17 protein-coding genes and 1 pseudogene are annotated in these 16,348 nt (G+C 43.3%); 11 read left to right on the top strand and 7 right to left on the bottom strand.

Annotated elements, in window-relative coordinates:
- From GPUN_RS08210 to GPUN_RS08200, 3 genes are all read right to left on the bottom strand, one after another.
- On the bottom strand, window positions 1-553 hold a 553-nt coding region (locus GPUN_RS08210), incomplete at its 3' end, for an XdhC family protein (RefSeq protein WP_040520694.1).
- Window positions 553-2,895, bottom strand: a complete 2,343-nt coding sequence (gene xdhB, locus GPUN_RS08205) for a xanthine dehydrogenase molybdopterin binding subunit (protein WP_006005473.1) — start codon at window positions 2,893-2,895, stop codon at window positions 553-555. The genes xdhB and GPUN_RS08210, both read right to left, overlap by 1 nt.
- On the bottom strand, window positions 2,888-4,552 hold the full coding sequence (locus tag GPUN_RS08200; protein ID WP_006005471.1) for a xanthine dehydrogenase small subunit: 1,665 nt from the start codon (window positions 4,550-4,552) through the stop codon (window positions 2,888-2,890). Before GPUN_RS08200 ends, xdhB begins: the two co-directional genes overlap by 8 nt.
- 190 nt (window positions 4,553-4,742) lie before the next feature.
- Here GPUN_RS08200 and GPUN_RS14800 point away from each other — a divergent pair.
- From GPUN_RS14800 to rplI, 9 genes and pseudogenes are all read left to right on the top strand, one after another.
- Window positions 4,743-4,940 (top strand): annotated as a pseudogene (locus tag GPUN_RS14800) (TetR/AcrR family transcriptional regulator); the annotation flags it as partial.
- A 12-nt stretch (window positions 4,941-4,952) separates the two neighbouring features.
- Window positions 4,953-5,402 (top strand): TetR family transcriptional regulator C-terminal domain-containing protein, encoded by a 450-nt coding sequence (locus tag GPUN_RS08195; RefSeq protein WP_342341483.1) that lies wholly within the window; start codon window positions 4,953-4,955, stop codon window positions 5,400-5,402.
- Between the two features lie 111 nt (window positions 5,403-5,513).
- On the top strand, window positions 5,514-6,185 hold the full coding sequence (gene tmpT / locus GPUN_RS08190; protein ID WP_006005467.1) for a thiopurine S-methyltransferase: 672 nt from the start codon (window positions 5,514-5,516) through the stop codon (window positions 6,183-6,185).
- An 89-nt stretch (window positions 6,186-6,274) separates the two neighbouring features.
- On the top strand, window positions 6,275-6,769 hold the full coding sequence (locus GPUN_RS08185) for a hypothetical protein (protein ID WP_006005465.1): 495 nt from the start codon (window positions 6,275-6,277) through the stop codon (window positions 6,767-6,769).
- Between the two features lie 223 nt (window positions 6,770-6,992).
- The gene (locus GPUN_RS08180) at window positions 6,993-7,937 is read left to right on the top strand and encodes an SPFH domain-containing protein (RefSeq protein WP_006005464.1); all 945 of its coding nucleotides are present in this window, start codon (window positions 6,993-6,995) and stop codon (window positions 7,935-7,937) included.
- Window position 7,938: 1 nt separating this feature from the next.
- Window positions 7,939-8,415: an NfeD family protein gene (locus GPUN_RS08175; RefSeq protein ID WP_006005462.1), complete on the top strand. Its 477-nt coding sequence runs from the start codon at window positions 7,939-7,941 to the stop codon at window positions 8,413-8,415.
- Window positions 8,416-8,567: 152 nt separating this feature from the next.
- Entirely contained in the window at window positions 8,568-8,999 is a 432-nt protein-coding gene (gene rpsF, locus GPUN_RS08170; protein WP_006005460.1) for a 30S ribosomal protein S6, read from the top strand.
- Window positions 8,999-9,226, top strand: a complete 228-nt coding sequence (gene rpsR / locus GPUN_RS08165) for a 30S ribosomal protein S18 (RefSeq protein WP_006005458.1) — start codon at window positions 8,999-9,001, stop codon at window positions 9,224-9,226. Before rpsF ends, rpsR begins: the two co-directional genes overlap by 1 nt.
- A gap of 26 nt (window positions 9,227-9,252) precedes the next feature.
- Window positions 9,253-9,705, top strand: coding sequence for a 50S ribosomal protein L9 (gene rplI / locus GPUN_RS08160; RefSeq protein ID WP_006005456.1), 453 nt, complete (start codon window positions 9,253-9,255; stop codon window positions 9,703-9,705).
- Between the two features lie 363 nt (window positions 9,706-10,068).
- Here the strand turns inward: rplI and GPUN_RS08155 are convergent, their stop codons facing one another.
- From GPUN_RS08155 to GPUN_RS08140, 4 genes are all read right to left on the bottom strand, one after another.
- Window positions 10,069-12,180, bottom strand: a complete 2,112-nt coding sequence (locus GPUN_RS08155) for a YjbH domain-containing protein (protein ID WP_006005454.1) — start codon at window positions 12,178-12,180, stop codon at window positions 10,069-10,071.
- Entirely contained in the window at window positions 12,177-12,911 is a 735-nt protein-coding gene (locus tag GPUN_RS08150) for a capsule biosynthesis GfcC family protein (protein WP_006005452.1), read from the bottom strand. Before GPUN_RS08150 ends, GPUN_RS08155 begins: the two co-directional genes overlap by 4 nt.
- Window position 12,912: 1 nt before the next feature.
- Window positions 12,913-13,587, bottom strand: a complete 675-nt coding sequence (locus GPUN_RS08145; protein WP_040520693.1) for a YjbF family lipoprotein — start codon at window positions 13,585-13,587, stop codon at window positions 12,913-12,915.
- Between the two features lie 67 nt (window positions 13,588-13,654).
- Window positions 13,655-14,041 carry a hypothetical protein gene (locus GPUN_RS08140; RefSeq protein WP_006005449.1) on the bottom strand — a complete coding sequence of 129 codons (387 nt, stop codon included), beginning with the start codon at window positions 14,039-14,041 and terminating at the stop codon, window positions 13,655-13,657.
- 472 nt (window positions 14,042-14,513) lie between these two features.
- On the opposite strand from GPUN_RS08140, the gene GPUN_RS08135 reads away from it, so the two are divergent.
- Window positions 14,514-15,701 (top strand): acetyl-CoA C-acyltransferase, encoded by a 1,188-nt coding sequence (locus tag GPUN_RS08135; RefSeq protein ID WP_006005447.1) that lies wholly within the window; start codon window positions 14,514-14,516, stop codon window positions 15,699-15,701.
- A 31-nt stretch (window positions 15,702-15,732) separates the two neighbouring features.
- Window positions 15,733-15,957 (top strand): hypothetical protein, encoded by a 225-nt coding sequence (locus GPUN_RS08130; protein ID WP_006005445.1) that lies wholly within the window; start codon window positions 15,733-15,735, stop codon window positions 15,955-15,957.
- Window positions 15,958-16,348: the final 391 nt, after the last annotated feature.

Below are 16,348 nucleotides of genomic sequence, written 5' to 3'. Positions count from 1 at the left end.
TTATTACCCACGTGTTGTCAGGCAACTTCGCTAACTCCTCAGTGGGGTCATCATTCGTGATGGCTTTAACGTTCGTTAACGCTAAGGTCGACTGGGCTACTGTGCTTGATTCGCCATTAAAGAAGTTTTCACGACTGTCTACCCAGCTTATTTGCATGGGCAACTGCGCTAGCATAGGCACTATAGATTGCGCGACATGACCTGCACCAAACACGGCTATATGCTGATGATGATTTACATGCACCTCATAAAGTACTTTTACCGCGCCGCCGCAGCATTGACCTAAGCGACTCGACAAGGGATAAGAAACTGTTTTTTGAGCCTGCTTGTTATTGGCCAGTAATTCACGGGCTGTTTGTACCGCTTCGTGCTCTAAATGGCCGCCGCCAATAGTGTCGAACTGTTCACCGGCGCTTACAACCATTTTACAACCCGCTTCGCGTGGGGTAGAGCCGGCGCTTAAAAGAACGGTAATAATGACATAGCCAAGCCCTTGCTGCTGGCAGACATTAATGGCTTCATACCATGTTCTAACGTGAACAGGTGCCTGCATCACTGCTGTGCCTCAAGGCTAGCAATAGCATTCATTACGCGCTCTGGGGTTGCCGGCGTTTCAAGCTGCGGGTCAAGCGTATAGTTTGTTAAGCTCGACAGTGCGTCTTTCATTGCGCACCACACTGAAATAGCCAGCATAAACGGAGGCTCACCCACCGCTTTTGAGTGGTAAATACTGTCTTCTTCATTTGGTCTGTCAAACAAATTAACGTTGAAAATGGCCGGCGTATCACCAATTGCAGGAATTTTATAGGTGGCTAAGTTATTGCTTATGAGCCTTCCTGCTTCATCCCAGACTAAATCTTCGGTGGTTAACCAGCCCATGCCTTGAATAAACGCGCCTTCAATTTGTCCAATATCGATGCCTCGGTTTAGGCTTTTACCAACGTCGTGCAATATGTCTACGCGGTCCACTTTGTGCTCTCCGGTAAGCGTGTCTACGCTTACCTCGGTTGCTGCTGCGCCATAGGCGAAATAGAAGAAAGGGCGACCTTTGCCTGTTTCGCGGTTGTAGTCTAGTTTGGGTGTTTTATAAAACCCGCTGGCGGATAAAGACACGCGCGCATAATAGGCCTGATGAATTAGGCTTTCCCAGCTAAGCTGATGTTCGCCGCAGTGCACCGCACTGTTAGAAAATGTGACTTGTTGATCCCGTAAACCCACTAATTGTGCATAAAATTCAGCCAAGCGCTGTTTAATAATAATACACGCATTTTGCACTGCTTTACCGTTTAGATCTGTGCCGCTTGATGCGGCAGTTGGCGAGGTGTTAGGCACTTTGTCAGTGCGCGTTGAGGTAATTTCAACCTCATTTAGGCTAACGCCAAATTCATTAGCCACGATTTGGCCCACTTTAGTGTGTAAACCTTGGCCCATTTCTGTGCCGCCATGATTCGCCTGTATACTGCCGTCGGTGTATACATGAACCAGTGCGCCCGCCTGATTCAAATGTTTTGCGGTAAAAGAGATGCCAAATTTTACGGGCGTTAGCGCTAGGCCTTTTTTGATGATAGGGCTATTTTTGTTAAAGGTAGTTATAGCAGCCCTGCGAGACCAATAATCGCTCGACTTTTCTAAGGTTTCGATAATAGCGGCGCTGAAGTCATGCTCTATCTGCATGCCGTAGGGGGTTGTTAGTCCGTTATGTTCACCGTATAAATTAAGCTTGCGCACGCTCAGTGGATCTTTGCCGATGGCCCTTGCTACTTTATCAATCATGGCTTCGGCCATTATCATGCCTTGGGGGCCGCCAAAACCCCGGTAAGCGGTATGCGACACTTGATGTGTTTTTAGGCGATGCCCGTCAATGTGGCAATGCTCTAAAAAATAGGTGTTATCAACGTGAAACATCGCTCTGTCTACTATGGCGTCTGACAAATCGGGCGAATGGCCGCAGTTCCCATTAACTTCTATTTTAGCGGCGCTAATTTTTCCGCTATCGTCAAAACCAACTTCAAAACTGTTTTCAAAGGGATGGCGCTTACCGGTCACTATCATGTCTTGGCGGCGGGGAAGGCGAAGCTTTACTGCGCAGTCTTTGCGGGCAGCAAAAAGCGCGGCTATGCAGGCCCATTGAGCTGCTTGGGTTTCTTTTCCGCCAAAGCCTCCGCCCATCCGGCGCATATCCACAACGACTTTATTGAGTTTGATGTTGAGTACTTCTGCCACCAGTTTTTGTACTTCACTAGGATGCTGGCTGGAAGAGTAAATAAACATGCGGTCTTCTTCTTCAGGTATTGCCATAGACACCTGACCTTCTATATATAAGTGTTCTTGGCCGCCAATGCTTAATGTGCCTTTTGCAGTATGTTGCGCGTTTTTAAGGCCTTGGGCTGCATCTCCCTGCGACATTTTCTGAGAAGGGCGCACAAAAGACTGCGCGGCTTTAGCAACTGCCACGCTTAAAATAGCAGGCGTTTCTTCAATCTCGATAATAGCTAGCGTAGCGGCTATCTTAGCTACTTCTACGTTATGCCCTAATACCGCAAAAATGGGTTGCCCATGAAACTTAATTTCGCCGTCGGCTAACACCGGGTCGCCTTTGAATACTGGGCCTATGTCGATATGGCCGGGTACGTCTTTTGACGTAATGACGTCTATAACGCCGGGGCTGGCCCACACTGCATCCAGGTTTATGTGTTTGATAATGCCGCTGGCAACGGCGCTGATGCCAACCGCTGCGTGTTTTAGATTGGCGGGCTCGGGGATATCGTCAACGTATCGCGCGCTTCCGCTGACTTGGCGCACCGCACTTTCATGCGGACTGGAACGCAAATTAGCGATCTTTGCTGTAGGCTTATCAGCGGTATCTGGATGGATTTTTTCTTTTAATTTACGCATGTTGAATAACCCGTGTTGCTATTACATTGTCTTGGGCATTGGTTTCAAGCCAGAAGCGATGCCACAAGTTCACCATCATCTTATTGCGATACTGCGCGCTGGCGCGTACGTCGCTTAAGGGCGTAAAGGCGCTGGCTAATATGTTTTGGCCTATGTCTACGCAGCTTTTATGATGCCAGCTTGTACCCACTAAGCTTGTTTCTAGCTTTTCACAAAATGCCGGTGTGGCTGCTACGCCACCAAACCCTGTGCTTAGTTGCGTTACTTTACCGTTTTCTACCGTAAGATTTAAGGCCATGCATACAGCTGAAATATCGTCTTCAAAGCGTTTGGATATCTTATAGGCCACTAGGTGCTGGTTAGCCGACAATAAAGGAATATTAATGCTGTGGATCCATTCATTTTTGGCCAGTTGAGTAGTGCGGTAACCGGTAAAAAAACCTCTTAGAGGAAGCGTGCGGGTGTTAATGCCATTGTCTACCACCACCGAAGCATGCAAAGATATAAGCACTGGAGCCATATCGCCTATTGGAGAAGCACCGGCGATGTTGCCCCCCAGTGTTGCTTGATTTCTGATGGGGATACTAGCGAAGCGCTCAATAATTTCATGAAGGCTAGGAAAGTGTTTTAAAAGAGCAGGTTCCATATCGCTAAGCGTACAGGCGGCGCCTATACTCAGTGTATTATTGTTGACTGAAATCTCTTGTAGAGTGCTCATGTAGGACAGGCTGATTAATTTTTCTAAGGGCTGTAATTCTTGGGTATGCAGCAGTGCTAAATCGGTACTGCCGGCTACCAGCATCGCCTTTGGAAAATGCTGGATGCATGCGGCTAACTGCTGACGTGTTTTGGGTAGGTATAAATTGTCGCTAGCGGGCGCGTCGCTATTATTATTTTGCTGGTCGTTTTCTTTATTAATGTGTTGACCATTTTTGCTCATGTTCATTGTGGCGCTAGTAAAGCCTGCGTCGTTATCTCGAATCTCGTTTAGCTGCGCTATTATACGCTTACTCTGCGCTGTATCTTGGCTAGGTTTTTGTTCCCGACATACCGCAAGTGTGGCTTCGATAATAGGCTTGTAGCCAGTACAGCGGCATAAATTCCCCGACAGTGCGGTGATCACGCCTGCTCTATTTACGGCTTCTTGTTGCTGATACAAAGCGAATATCGACATAACAAACCCGGGTGTACAAAAGCCGCACTGCGTTGCATTTGCCGTTACCATTGCCTGCTGTACTGGATGCAAGGTGTTGTTTTGTCTTAAATGTTCAACGGTAATTACTTGCTTTCCATGAAGCGCAGATAAAAAAGTAACGCAGCTGTTAATTGCCTTATAAGACAAGGCTGCGGATTTGTCTGCTGAGACTTCAGCTATTTGGGATTCAGTTGTTCGAGCCACATTCGTTTCTTGCAAACCAGAGGCTTTTTGGAAACCAACAGCTTCTTGCAAACAGGCAATGCCTTGAGCTTCAGCGGCATCAAAAGGCACTAAAGTAGGTTGTGCAATGACAACGGTACAAGCCCCGCAGTCACCTGAAGCACAACCTTCTTTAGTGCCTGTTAGGCGGCGATTCTCTCTTAAATAGTTAAGTAAAGTGAGATCTGCTCGTTCATTTTCGATGCTTACTTTTTGGTCATTTAAGAGAAACTGTATCATTGTCTTTAGGAGCCTCAAGGAATTCTCAAATTTTAGTATAGCGCTATTATCTTATAAAAAGTAGACCGTTTGGTCAGTTTTCTATAATCTCCATAGCATCGCAGTCTATTTAAAAAGACGTGGGTAGTGCTCACTTCTCGGGTAAACAATAAGTCACTTATGGGCCGAGCTATCGCTAAAACGTTTTGGAGTGTTTCCTATTACAACAAAAAAGAAGTCAAACCCCACCACATCGATAGGGCTTAAACGGCGAACGCTTATCATTTCTGCGGCATTAAAGGCTTTTGCGGAGCATGGCTATAGCGGCGCATCGATACAAAAAATTGCAGATAGCGCAAACTTATCAAAAACTAATGTGCTGTATTACTTTAGATCTAAAAAGTTGCTTTACAGTGAGGTAATGAGCTCTATTTTAAGTATATGGGATTCGAGCTTTGACAGGGTTACCGTAAACGACTGCCCTGCCCAAGCTTTGGCTAATTACATTGCTGAAAAAATGGAAAACTCGCGCACAATGCCCTTGTCTTCAAAGGTATTCGCGATTGAAATAATAAACGGTGGGCCAAATTTAGATACCTCTTTTAAGCACACTCATAAGCTGTGGGTGCAAGACCGCATTACGCTTATAGAAGATTGGATGACCGCGGGTAAAATGGACAATATTAACCCTGAATACTTATTGCATCACATATGGGCAAGTACTCAATATTATGCTGACTTTTCATATCAAATAGAAAATGTGCACGGGGCACACATGTCACAGCAAGAATTTACACATGCAACAAACACGGTGATTAAATTGATTCTGAAAGGCTGTGGATTAATAGTCCCTGAGCACTACCTTAGCTAAGCGATTCGGTCTAGCTAGTTCTTCATGCTAACATTGCTAGGGTTCGAGATTTTTATAAACGCAAGAGCCTATTTTACTAAAGAAAATTAATGAACAAACAGGGACAAAAAAATGCAAGCAGACTTCTGGCACCGAAGATGGCAACAAAATGAAATAGGCTTTCATGAGGCCGACGGAAATCATTTACTTAAAGCACATATTGATGCACTAACACTAGCAGATGGTGCGCGCGTGTTTGTGCCTTTATGTGGCAAAACCCGCGATATTGCTTGGCTTTTATCTAAGGGCTATAGCGTGGTGGGCATAGAACTGAACGAATCTGCGGTGTTACAACTGTTTGGCGATCTCAATTTAGCTGCGAAACCATCATCAAACCTTAATAAAGACACTGGTTTACAGTATTTTCACAACACGTTCTCAAATGGACTTACGCTCGACATTTATCAAGGTGATTTCTTTGCCTTTCACGCTAAGGTGTTAGGCGATATAGATGCAGTGTATGACCGCGGCGCCTTAGTTGCCTTGCCTGCTCAAATGAGAAGACAGTATTGCGCCCACCTCTTAAATCTGACGCAAAGCGCCAAACAGTTGTTAGTATGTTATCAGTATAAAGATGGCTTAATACAAGGACCTCCTCACAGTGTTAGCCACGAAGAAATAAATTCACACTATCGGCATACTATGCACATACAAGAGTTATATACGGGTCGTGTTGAAGGCGGATTTAGAGAAAAGTCAGAGGTTTTTGAAAGTGTTTATTTACTGTGTTCTCATAAAAATTAAAAAACAATTCAACTTTATTCCAACTGTCTATTTCGTTTCTAGTCAACAAGGTCTATTATGTTTGACTGTTTATTCAATCAAAGTTAAATATGTCCACTCTCGTCCGTCAATTAATCGCCTTCGATATCATTAAGCAAGAGCTTGAAGAAGTAAGCTTACTCAACGACGAGTTAGACAAAGACAGTATAGAACAAGCCCACCTGCAGTTACTTAAACATTGCTCTGCGGCCAATCAAGCTATTATAGACAGCACCTTGGGTATAAGTGAATACGATTTTGCTAAAATAGTGAGTCAGGTTGAACTTGAATCACCTGTTTCAACTAAACAATTGCTCACTGTGCATAATAAATTATTGAGCTGGGCAATTAGTTTTTTTGTTGCAAAAGAAAGGGCCAATAGTATTACTTCTATCGACTTCTCCGAACAAGCTGAAATAAGGCTCGACCTGTGGCAAACCAAAGCAGCGAAAGCTAAAAATCACATCAAAACACTTGCTAGTGCGCTAGGCAAGGGCGAATATATAGAGTTTATTAGACAATATCGCTTAAACAAAACTGAACTAATGTGGCCATTGGGAAAGTAACACCCTTACAAAGCTAAGCAATAGAAAAGCGTAAATCGACTTTTATTTGTTTTGATTTTTAGTACCAATCTTTAATCTTCTTGCAAAGCGAAACTCTCTCGCTAATTCTTAATTTCGTTGTACTAATGTCACTCATGCAGTAGTCTAAGCGTAAGCCCCCGGGGTCTTATCCGTAATACCTCACTTAGCAATTTGTACCTACTCTTTTAAAAGGAAGTATCCTATGGAGCTACTGTTTGATTATATTCTAACGGTTGAAGTTGCCATTATCATTTTAGTGCTGGTTTTTTTGAAAAACAGTATTAAGTTTGTCCCCCAAAACCGTGCTTTCATTATCGAACGCTTTGGTAAATTCCAGTCAACTAAAGAAGCTGGTCTTAATTTTATTTTGCCGTTTATCGACAAAGTGTCGGCCAATCGCTCTTTAAAAGAGCAGGCAGTTAATATACCCGAACAAAGTGCGATTACTCGTGACAATATATCGCTCATGGTCGACGGTGTCTTGTATTTCAGAGTACTTGACCCCTACAAAGCGACTTATGGTGTTGAAGATTATATATTTGCTGTTACTCAGTTAGCGCAAACCACTATGCGTTCAGAGTTAGGTAAAATGGAGCTTGATAAAACATTTGAAGAAAGAGATATCTTAAATATCAATATCGTAAGTGCAATTAATGCTGCTGCTGTGCCTTGGGGAATACAAGTGATGCGCTACGAAATAAAAGACATTATTCCACCGCCGTCAATTATGGAAGCAATGGAAGCGCAAATGAAAGCTGAGCGGGTCAAGCGTGCGCAAATACTTGAGTCGGAAGGCGACAGACAGGCCGCTATTAACCGTGCAGAGGGCCAAAAAGCATCTGTTGTGTTAGCCGCAGAAGGAGATAAAGCAGAGCAAATATTGCGCGCGCAGGGTGAAGCTGAAGCAATTATAGCGGTGGCTAACGCACAGGCAGAAGCGATTAATAAAATAGGGGTAGAAGCTAACACGGAGTCAGGACAAAAAGCGATCCAATTAGATCTTGCCACTAAAGCGATAGCAGCAAAGCAAGCTATTGCAAAAGAATCATCTGTGGTGTTGTTGCCCGACGGCGGCACCGAAGCGGCCGCTATGGTTGCTCAGGCCACAAGTATTATTCATGCCTTAAGCAAAAATAAAGGAATGTAAAATGGAGTGGTTTGCCAACAATTTTATCCAAGCGATTTTTATTATTGGTGTGGTATTGCTTATTTTCGAGGTAGCAGTGCTAGGGTTTAGCACCTTCTTTTTATTCTTTGCAGGCTTAGCCGCAATAGTAAGCTCTATTCTGATGTGGGTAGGCATTATACCCGATACATTTTTATACGGTATTGCGTCAATAGCAGTTTTTACCTTTATCTTTGCACTGTCGCTTTGGAAGCCAATGGTGAGAATGCAGAAGACGGTGGATAAAACACGTGCCAGCAGTGACCTTATCGGATACACCTTTGTGTTACCTGAAGATATAGTGGCAATAGCAGCTATTAATGATAAGCCTTTATATCAATTTTCAGGTGTACATTGGCGACTTCAAAGTGAAGTAGATGTGTCCAAAGGCAGTCTTGTAGAAGTATCGCAAACTGATGTTGGAGTGCTGTGGGTTAAGCCCAAGCAAAAACAAGTTTAAAGCAGCCTCTACTAGTATTTTTATAAGGTAAGTTTTACTTGTCAATGCTGCGCTATTTCTATAATATACGCGCCCTTGCAGCTACCAACCAAACTCCTTGTCTTTATGATAGCTAGCTGCACTATCCGAGGCTACAACCGTAGGGAGCAGTAATGCGTCATTACGAAATAGTATTTATGGTTCACCCAGATCAGAGTGAACAGGTACCTGGTATGATCGAAAAATACAAAGGTATTCTACAAACTGACGGCGGCACTATCCACCGTTTAGAAGACTGGGGTCGCCGTCAATTGGCATATCCAATTGAAAAGCTTCACAAAGCACACTATGTTCTTATCAACGTTGAGGCTACGGCTGCAGCAGTTGAAGAGTTAGAAACTGCTTTTCGTTTCAACGACATCATTCTTCGTAACTTAGTTATGCGCACAAAAGGTGCGGATTCTGAACAGTCACCAATGGCGAAAGAAGAGCGTCGTGACGAACGTAAAGAAAGACCAGCTCGCAGCGAAGCACCGGCTCAGCCAGCCGCATCAACTGAAGCTGCTCCAGAAGCGGGCGCAACTAATGAGAAGGGAGAGGAATAATGGCGAGATTTTTTAGACGTCGTAAATTCTGTCGTTTTTCTGCAGAAGGCATAGTCCAGATTGATTATAAAGATATTGCTTTGTTGAAAAACTACATCACTGAGAGCGGCAAGATTGTACCTAGCCGTATTACCGGAACTAGTGCGAAGTACCAGCGTCAGTTGTCAACAGCTATTAAGCGTGCGCGCTTTTTATCTTTGCTTCCTTACACTGATTCACACAAGTAATTATTGGCCATTTAAAGAGGTAGCAAATGAATATCATTCTACTAGACAAAATCGCCAACTTAGGTGGTTTAGGTGACAAAGTCACAGTAAAGTCAGGTTATGCTCGTAACTTCTTATTCCCACAGGGAAAAGCAGTGCCAGCAACTACAGCTAACGTAGAGAAATTTGAAACACGTCGTGCTGAGCTAGAATCTGCAAACGCAGAGAAATTAGCTAAAGCACAAGCACGCGCAGACAAATTAAATGCATTGGAAAACTTAACAATTGCTGCTCCAGCTGGCGATGAAGGTAAGCTTTTCGGTTCTGTTGGTACTCGCGACATTGCTCAGGCAATTACTGACGCTGGCATTGAAGTCGCTAAAGCAGAAGTTAAGTTACCTGAAGGTACTTTACGTGAATTAGGTGAGTTTAACATCGACATTCAAGTGCATTCTGAAGTAATGGCTAATGTAAAGTTAGTCATTATTGCAGAAGCTTAATGTAAGATTATTTTGAACTTACTAAAACACGCTTGTTGGCGACAACTAGCGTGTTTTTTTTGTCAATTTTTGGCATCCCAGTAGGAAGCAACGTATCCATCAGCGAACCCACCGATAGCGCACCAACATTCGAGGCCGGTGTTAACGGCCTTTATGAACTTAGACTTTTGTTAACGACGGTAAGGGCCAACTGCAAGTACAGCAGTGTTAGTAAATAACACTTTGCCTACTCTTAGCTTTACACGTCCTCTTGTTGGCACATGTATAGTGCAGTTGATTGTAAATAACGGCATACAAAATAGTCTTTCTTTTTTGATCGGGCTTTTTTTAACTTCTACAAAAAAGTATCACGATTTTTAGCTACTAGTCATAAAAGGGAGAACGACTTTCTGTCAGGTTTCTTAGTTTGATAGGGCGCTGCAGCATTTGACCACCGTCTCGACCAATTGGTATCCAAGGAATGTTGCCACGGCCCTTAGCGGGTGCAAACGAAAACAGGTCAAAGGGAATAGACAGGTAGAACCCTTTGGTAAAACTACCTTCCCCATAGTCTTGGGCCGATACGTCTGTGAATGCGGCATAGGCGCCTACAATAATGCCGCTGTCAAAGCGTTTTGCAAAATCGATGTTTACACCTTTGTCTTTAGCTAAAAACTGTCCCGCGCTCACCGTAAGCTGAATGTCGGGTAAAAACTTAGGTTGCCAATACATAGTTACATGGCCCGTCATTGCCTGGTAATCAAAAAAAGCGGTCTCGCTGTCAAAGTCACGCTGTTTTACGAAGTTTACATCTATACCAAATGCCACTTGGCCGTTTACTGGGCTGTATAAAAGCTCACCTCCGACTCCGCCAAACATGGTTTCTAAATAACCGCCGTAGGCTTGGGCATAAACATTAGGTGCAATTCTGTCAAACCAGTGTAAATAGGCATTTTCCATGCTTACTTTACTTCGGGTTACATATTCCCTTACAAAGGTGCGCACTCTTGGCAGCGGCGATTCTTGACCATCAACTTTGAAATTAAATTTGTCAAAATTTTCAATCAAAGTGACCTTTAGGCCTGTGCGAACCGAGAAGTTGCTTTCAAAAAGGTAGCCAGTATTGATATAAGCACCGCCCTGATACAAATAGAAGTCTTCTGGGTTACCAAATGTTTGGATCCAGAATGCTTCTGAACTTAGTAAAAATCCCGAAAGTTTGTTAGGGTCAAAATTTTCTACCATGTTGTTGGACGGGTCAATGCGCTCGTAAGTTTTTGCTATCGCTGTTTCAAGGCGCGAGTAAGAAGCGGCTATCTTAAAGTCTTTAGCGTTAATTTTAGTCGCCACAATGGGAGTACTCGCGGCGGTTTCAACAATGTTATAGGTAGTGATAGATTCAGGAAGTTCCGATGCCAAAATTCGTCCAACGCGCTGCGTCGCCTCATCATGATCCCTATAGCCTAGTTGCACGCCGTAAAACGTCATTTCGTCGTTGTACTGATGAGTCGCATTGATTAAGAAACTGCCTTGGTTGACTAAATCAGCGTATAAGCGCTCTCTGTTTAAATCTTCTAAACTTTGTGCTGGGGTGAAGTCGACAAGAGAACGCGGTGGGTTGTCAAACTTGGCTTGCGTGATTGTGTGCATGTTAAAGCTGTAAGATACCCCAAAACCAAGGGTATTGCCGCGCTGATAGTTGAGGCTAAAATCCCAGTTTTCATACTGATAAACGGCGCCTACATTCCATTGGCTATCTTGTTTGAGCTGGCCTGCTCTATCGTTTATGTAGTCGTTGCCATCGTATTCGAGCGTAAGCTGCAGACCATTGATAGGTGTTTGATATTCAATGCCGCCAAAAATTGATGTAGGTCCTTTGAAAAATGCGCCAAACTCTACTTGTCCGCCAGAACCTGAAAAGCTAGAGGGGCGATCGCAAAAGGATTCTGTTAGCTCACACAGAGGATTACTAGTGTTGCCGCTGGCGCCAAGATAGCCGGTGCCAATACCAATATGAAAATCGAGCTGCCCAAATCGTTTGCTGATATTAACGAATTCGCTAGCAAAGAAACCCGTACCTCCAATGTCTGTAAAGCCAATGGATAAATCGGGCAAGTAGTAGCTTTCTTGCAAAAGTCTAAATTTTACATCAATGCCCTTGTCCTTTAAGGTTTGATCACCACTGAAGCCTTCAAACCGACTGTAACGTCGTGTACGCACATCCGTATAGCGTACGGTTGATTCCATCCATGGGAAAAGCTGCAGACTGGCTGACCAGAAACGATACTCACCAATATCATTGTAATTAACACTAAAGTCGCCTTCTTTTGCCATTCGAGCAGTGGGTGTTTGTAAAAGTCCTGTGCCACCTCTGACCATTTGTGTGGGCTTTCCATTGCTGTCTACACCAAGGCTAGATGTTTGAGACGCGTATGTACTTGTCGTATGTAGACTTGATGCCAACACAAGCGAGACAAAAATACGAGTAGCTTTCATTGTATTGTTATCCTATTGACTGCTAACTCTGCCATTTTGCTATTAATTATGCGGTGCTGAGGCGAAAACAGACTTTCGCGTAATGGAATATATATCATTGCGCCTGGCATGAGTAAGGTACACTGAGTGTTCCAATAGGCTATGGGCTTCTTTGTGATTTGGCCTTGAGCAGAGATGACATAAATATGGCTTTTATCCGCCAAGTCAGAATAAGCGACTTCAGCGCTAAATGCTTCAATGCAGGTGTCGTTTTTGTAGGGTAAATTTACGTCTTTTTCGAGCGCACCAAACACGTATACACTAGAAGCACGTTTAGATAAAAATATTCGGTACTGGCCATTTTCTACGAGAGGATTATGTTCTGCGGAAACGCGCGCTAAGTCAAAATCAATCGTTAAGGGCACAAAATCGGCAATATCCCACATTATTATTTGGTCAGACATGTCATTGTAAACTAAGCCATGCTTTCCATCATTTTGTTTTTGTTGAAACAGTATTTCAATAATTTCGCTACGCAGTGCTTGAGATTTACCTGTATTTGTTCTGAATAATTTGCTTTGCGGCCAGTACCAATCATCTGCTAGGGCCATTGGCGCTAAAATTTCAGCTAAACGTGGATTAGCGCTGTAGGAATATGCGGTGTTGTTTACGCTTATTTCTACCTTGGCATGTGCTGAAAATGAGAAATGACTATAGATTAATGCCAATATGAAGCTTAAACGAACCACCATACTATTTCTCCAGTAGTCGTAATGCGCGACTAATATACGTTATTTCTATTGCGTTGCTGTGTGGTGACATTTTCTGCGACGACTTAAGTAGTTGCCCTGAGGATTGATCTAACCAGAAGGTATTTATCCACGTGTGCTTGCCATGCTTCTGGCTATTATAGTGAACGGTTTCAAGATATTTCTTGGTCATTAACTGCGCATCTTCTATGTCAACTAACTGGTTGATGAAAACAGAAGTACTCGATGATACGTTTACGCCATACTCACCATGTTGCGTGTCAATGACTCTGTCCCACTGCAAGTCTTTGTCGTAGAAAGAGGGAAGTGCTAAAGGGTCGAGTGAGAGGTTACTAACATATAAAAGGTTTTTGTCTAGGTTAAGCGTACGCACTAAACGGCCGTTTTCAGTGATGAACATTACACCGTCTCTAGACACCCATTTATACTGCCCATTTTCTATAAAAGCTAAGGCCATTGTCACTTGAGAACGATCGCCATTTTTTACATAGATAAGATCGGCTGCAGATTGCCTTATTTCTTCAGTGGAAAGATTAACGGCAGTGTTGCTTTCAAAGTACATTTCGACATTTCGAATATACGCTTGTTGTGTAGTGGAGCAAGCGGTGACAAATAGAATTGAAATGACAACTATTAAAGATACCTTGAGCGGGTTCATGATCTCTCGCAGGGTTTACGTCCAATAAAAAAGCCGCTAGAAAGCGGCTTTCAGGGTATGTGGCAAATTAATTTGTTGGTGCGTAAGTAAATGTTACTGGCACTGTTACCGCTACTGTGCCGGTGTTAGTGCCGGTACCTGTTCCCGTTACGGTAGTCGTTACAGTGTTGCCAATACATACGCCGTCAACTAAAGCATCGTCACCGTTACACGTTGGTGGGGTTGGCGCAGGTGGCGTCGTTGGGTCAACTATGCGCGCTGGCGCTGATGCATTACCGTTAGAAATTATGGCTGCTGCAACGGTAAGCGCTGTTGCCGCTGCCGCAATAGCTTCTTCTTTTAAACTACCGTCGGCCGAACGAAATGCGCTTTCTTCCCCAGTCCGTTCTTGCGCCTGTAAACTAACAGAAGCAATAGATGCTGCAAGTGCAAAACAAATCAAACTCTTTTTCATAAATTCACCTTAAAAAAATATACTTGCTGTGAAGAGTACTTTACTAGGAAGTTCATTTCAAGATATAAATTCAATATCTGCTGTGTTATTACAATATTCTTTTACGATTATTGCTCAGACCCTAACAGGGTTAAATAAACGTCAATGATACGCTAGTATATCGGCTGCGAGATCCGCAAACATTACGTAAATTTTCGTCAAGTTATCGAATGTTTTGACCATAACCTTAGCAATATAACAAAGACATGGAACACGGTGCATACTGCATGGGTAAATTTTATAGACTCAATCAATTGTTAATAACTAATTATAAATATTAAAAATGACCTAATTCGCGTCACTATATTAGTATAGACACATGAACCCATAAGCACATGTATATTCTTATCTACCGTTATGCGATGCTTATCAAACGTACAGTTTTGCGTTTTACAAAACTGTACGACAACTATCACTTTAAAAAGGTCTTACAATGAAAGAAGCCGTAATTGTTTCAACTGCCCGCACGCCGATTGGTCGCGCTTTTAAAGGTGCTTTTAATAACACCAAGTCGCCTACTATGACCGCGCATGCTATTAAACATGCTGTCGCTCGCTCTGGCGTTGACGCTGCGCAAATTGATGATGTAATTATAGGCTCTGTGCTAAACGCTGGTAGTGCAGGCGGTAATATTGCGCGTTTAGCAAGTTTGGCGGCTGGTTTACCTTACAGTGCGTCAGGTCAAACAATTGACCGGCAGTGTTCATCGGGTGTTATGGCAATAGCCACCGCAGCTAAACAAATCATGGTTGATGGCATGAAAGTAATTGTGGCAGGAGGCCAAGAGAATATTTCAGAAGTACAGCAAAAGTACTTTGAATGGGCCAGCAAATGCACCGATGAAAATGTGCTTAAGCACGCACCAAATGCGTATATGCCTATGCTACTTACCGCTGAGCACGTGGCCAAGAAATATAAAATCTCACGTGATGCACAAGATGAATATGGTTTACAGTCGCAGTTACGCACAGCTGCGGCGCAAGAGGCAGGAAGGTTTGACCAAGAAATTGTGCCCATGTCTACCACTAAGAGTGTTTTCAACAAAGAAACGAAAGAACTTACTTTTGAAGAAGTAACCTTAAGTACAGATGAAGGCAATCGTCCGTCCACTACTTTAGAGGGTCTGCAAAGCTTAAAGTCTGTCATTGAAGGCGGTTGTATTACCGGCGGAAACGCTAGTCAGTTGTCTGACGGTGCATCAGCATGCGTCGTGATGGATAGAGCATTAGCCGAGCAGCGTAATCTAGATATTTTAGGTACTTACCGAGGCATGATGGTGGCTGGTAATAAGCCCGAAGAAATGGGTATTGGGCCTATTTATGCGGTGCCTAAACTGTTAAAAGTACATGGCTTGAGTATCAATGATATTGGTTTGTGGGAGTTAAACGAAGCTTTTGCCTGCCAAGCACTTTACTGCCGTGACAAATTAGGCATTGACCCTGAAATTTACAATGTTAACGGTGGCGCTATTTCAATAGGTCATCCTTATGGAATGACAGGCGCACGCACAGTAGGGCACGCATTAATTGAAGGCAAACGTCGTGGTGTAAAATATGTTGTTGTCACAATGTGTGTTGGCGGCGGTATGGGCGCGGCCGGTTTGTTCGAAATAAATAATTAATAGCGGTTAATTTTCGATTGAACAGCTTACTTTGGCAAATGGTGACGAAAAAATACTGCTAACCAGTAAAAAAATGTTCGAAGGAGTAGACGGCAGCAAGTACCGCATGTCGGTGTTTCGTGATGTGACTGAAAAAGAGATTTTAATACACGATTTAAAGCGTCCAAATGAAGATCTTGCGGAAATGTTAAAGCGCATTAAAAATGCCGGTAGTTGCTCAAGGAATAGAAACTTAAGCGCATTTGGACATGTGTAAATCGTTGAAAATTGACCATGGACAGGGATTCTTTATAGGCCGTCTTGCAGCAGCTGAAAGTTTCGATGATTACTTGAGTTGAGTTGTGGTGATTTGTATACTCGCATTAAAATCAAAAGGCTAATTTTTCTGCGTATACTATTAGGTAGCTTTGTATTGGCGGGCGCATTTTTTTTGCTGTTATCTTTGTATATTGATGGTGTATAAAACACTCCTTGGACGAGCATGAAGCAGACGGCAAAACACTACTGGCATGGATTGAAGAGCAAGGTTTGAGTAGCCATCCTGTAGGCTCGCCTGCAAACAAATATTCAACATACGATAGGCATTTCATAGTGCTTTATCTCGTAATTTATATCGTGTAATTTCGCCAGTGCGAATGCCTATTTCA

The sequence above is a fragment of the Glaciecola punicea ACAM 611 genome, assembly GCF_000252165.1.
GTDB classification, from domain to species: Bacteria; Pseudomonadota; Gammaproteobacteria; order Enterobacterales; family Alteromonadaceae; genus Glaciecola; species Glaciecola punicea.
Note: the sequence above shows the minus strand (reverse complement) of the source record. Positions and strands in the feature narration are given on the sequence as shown.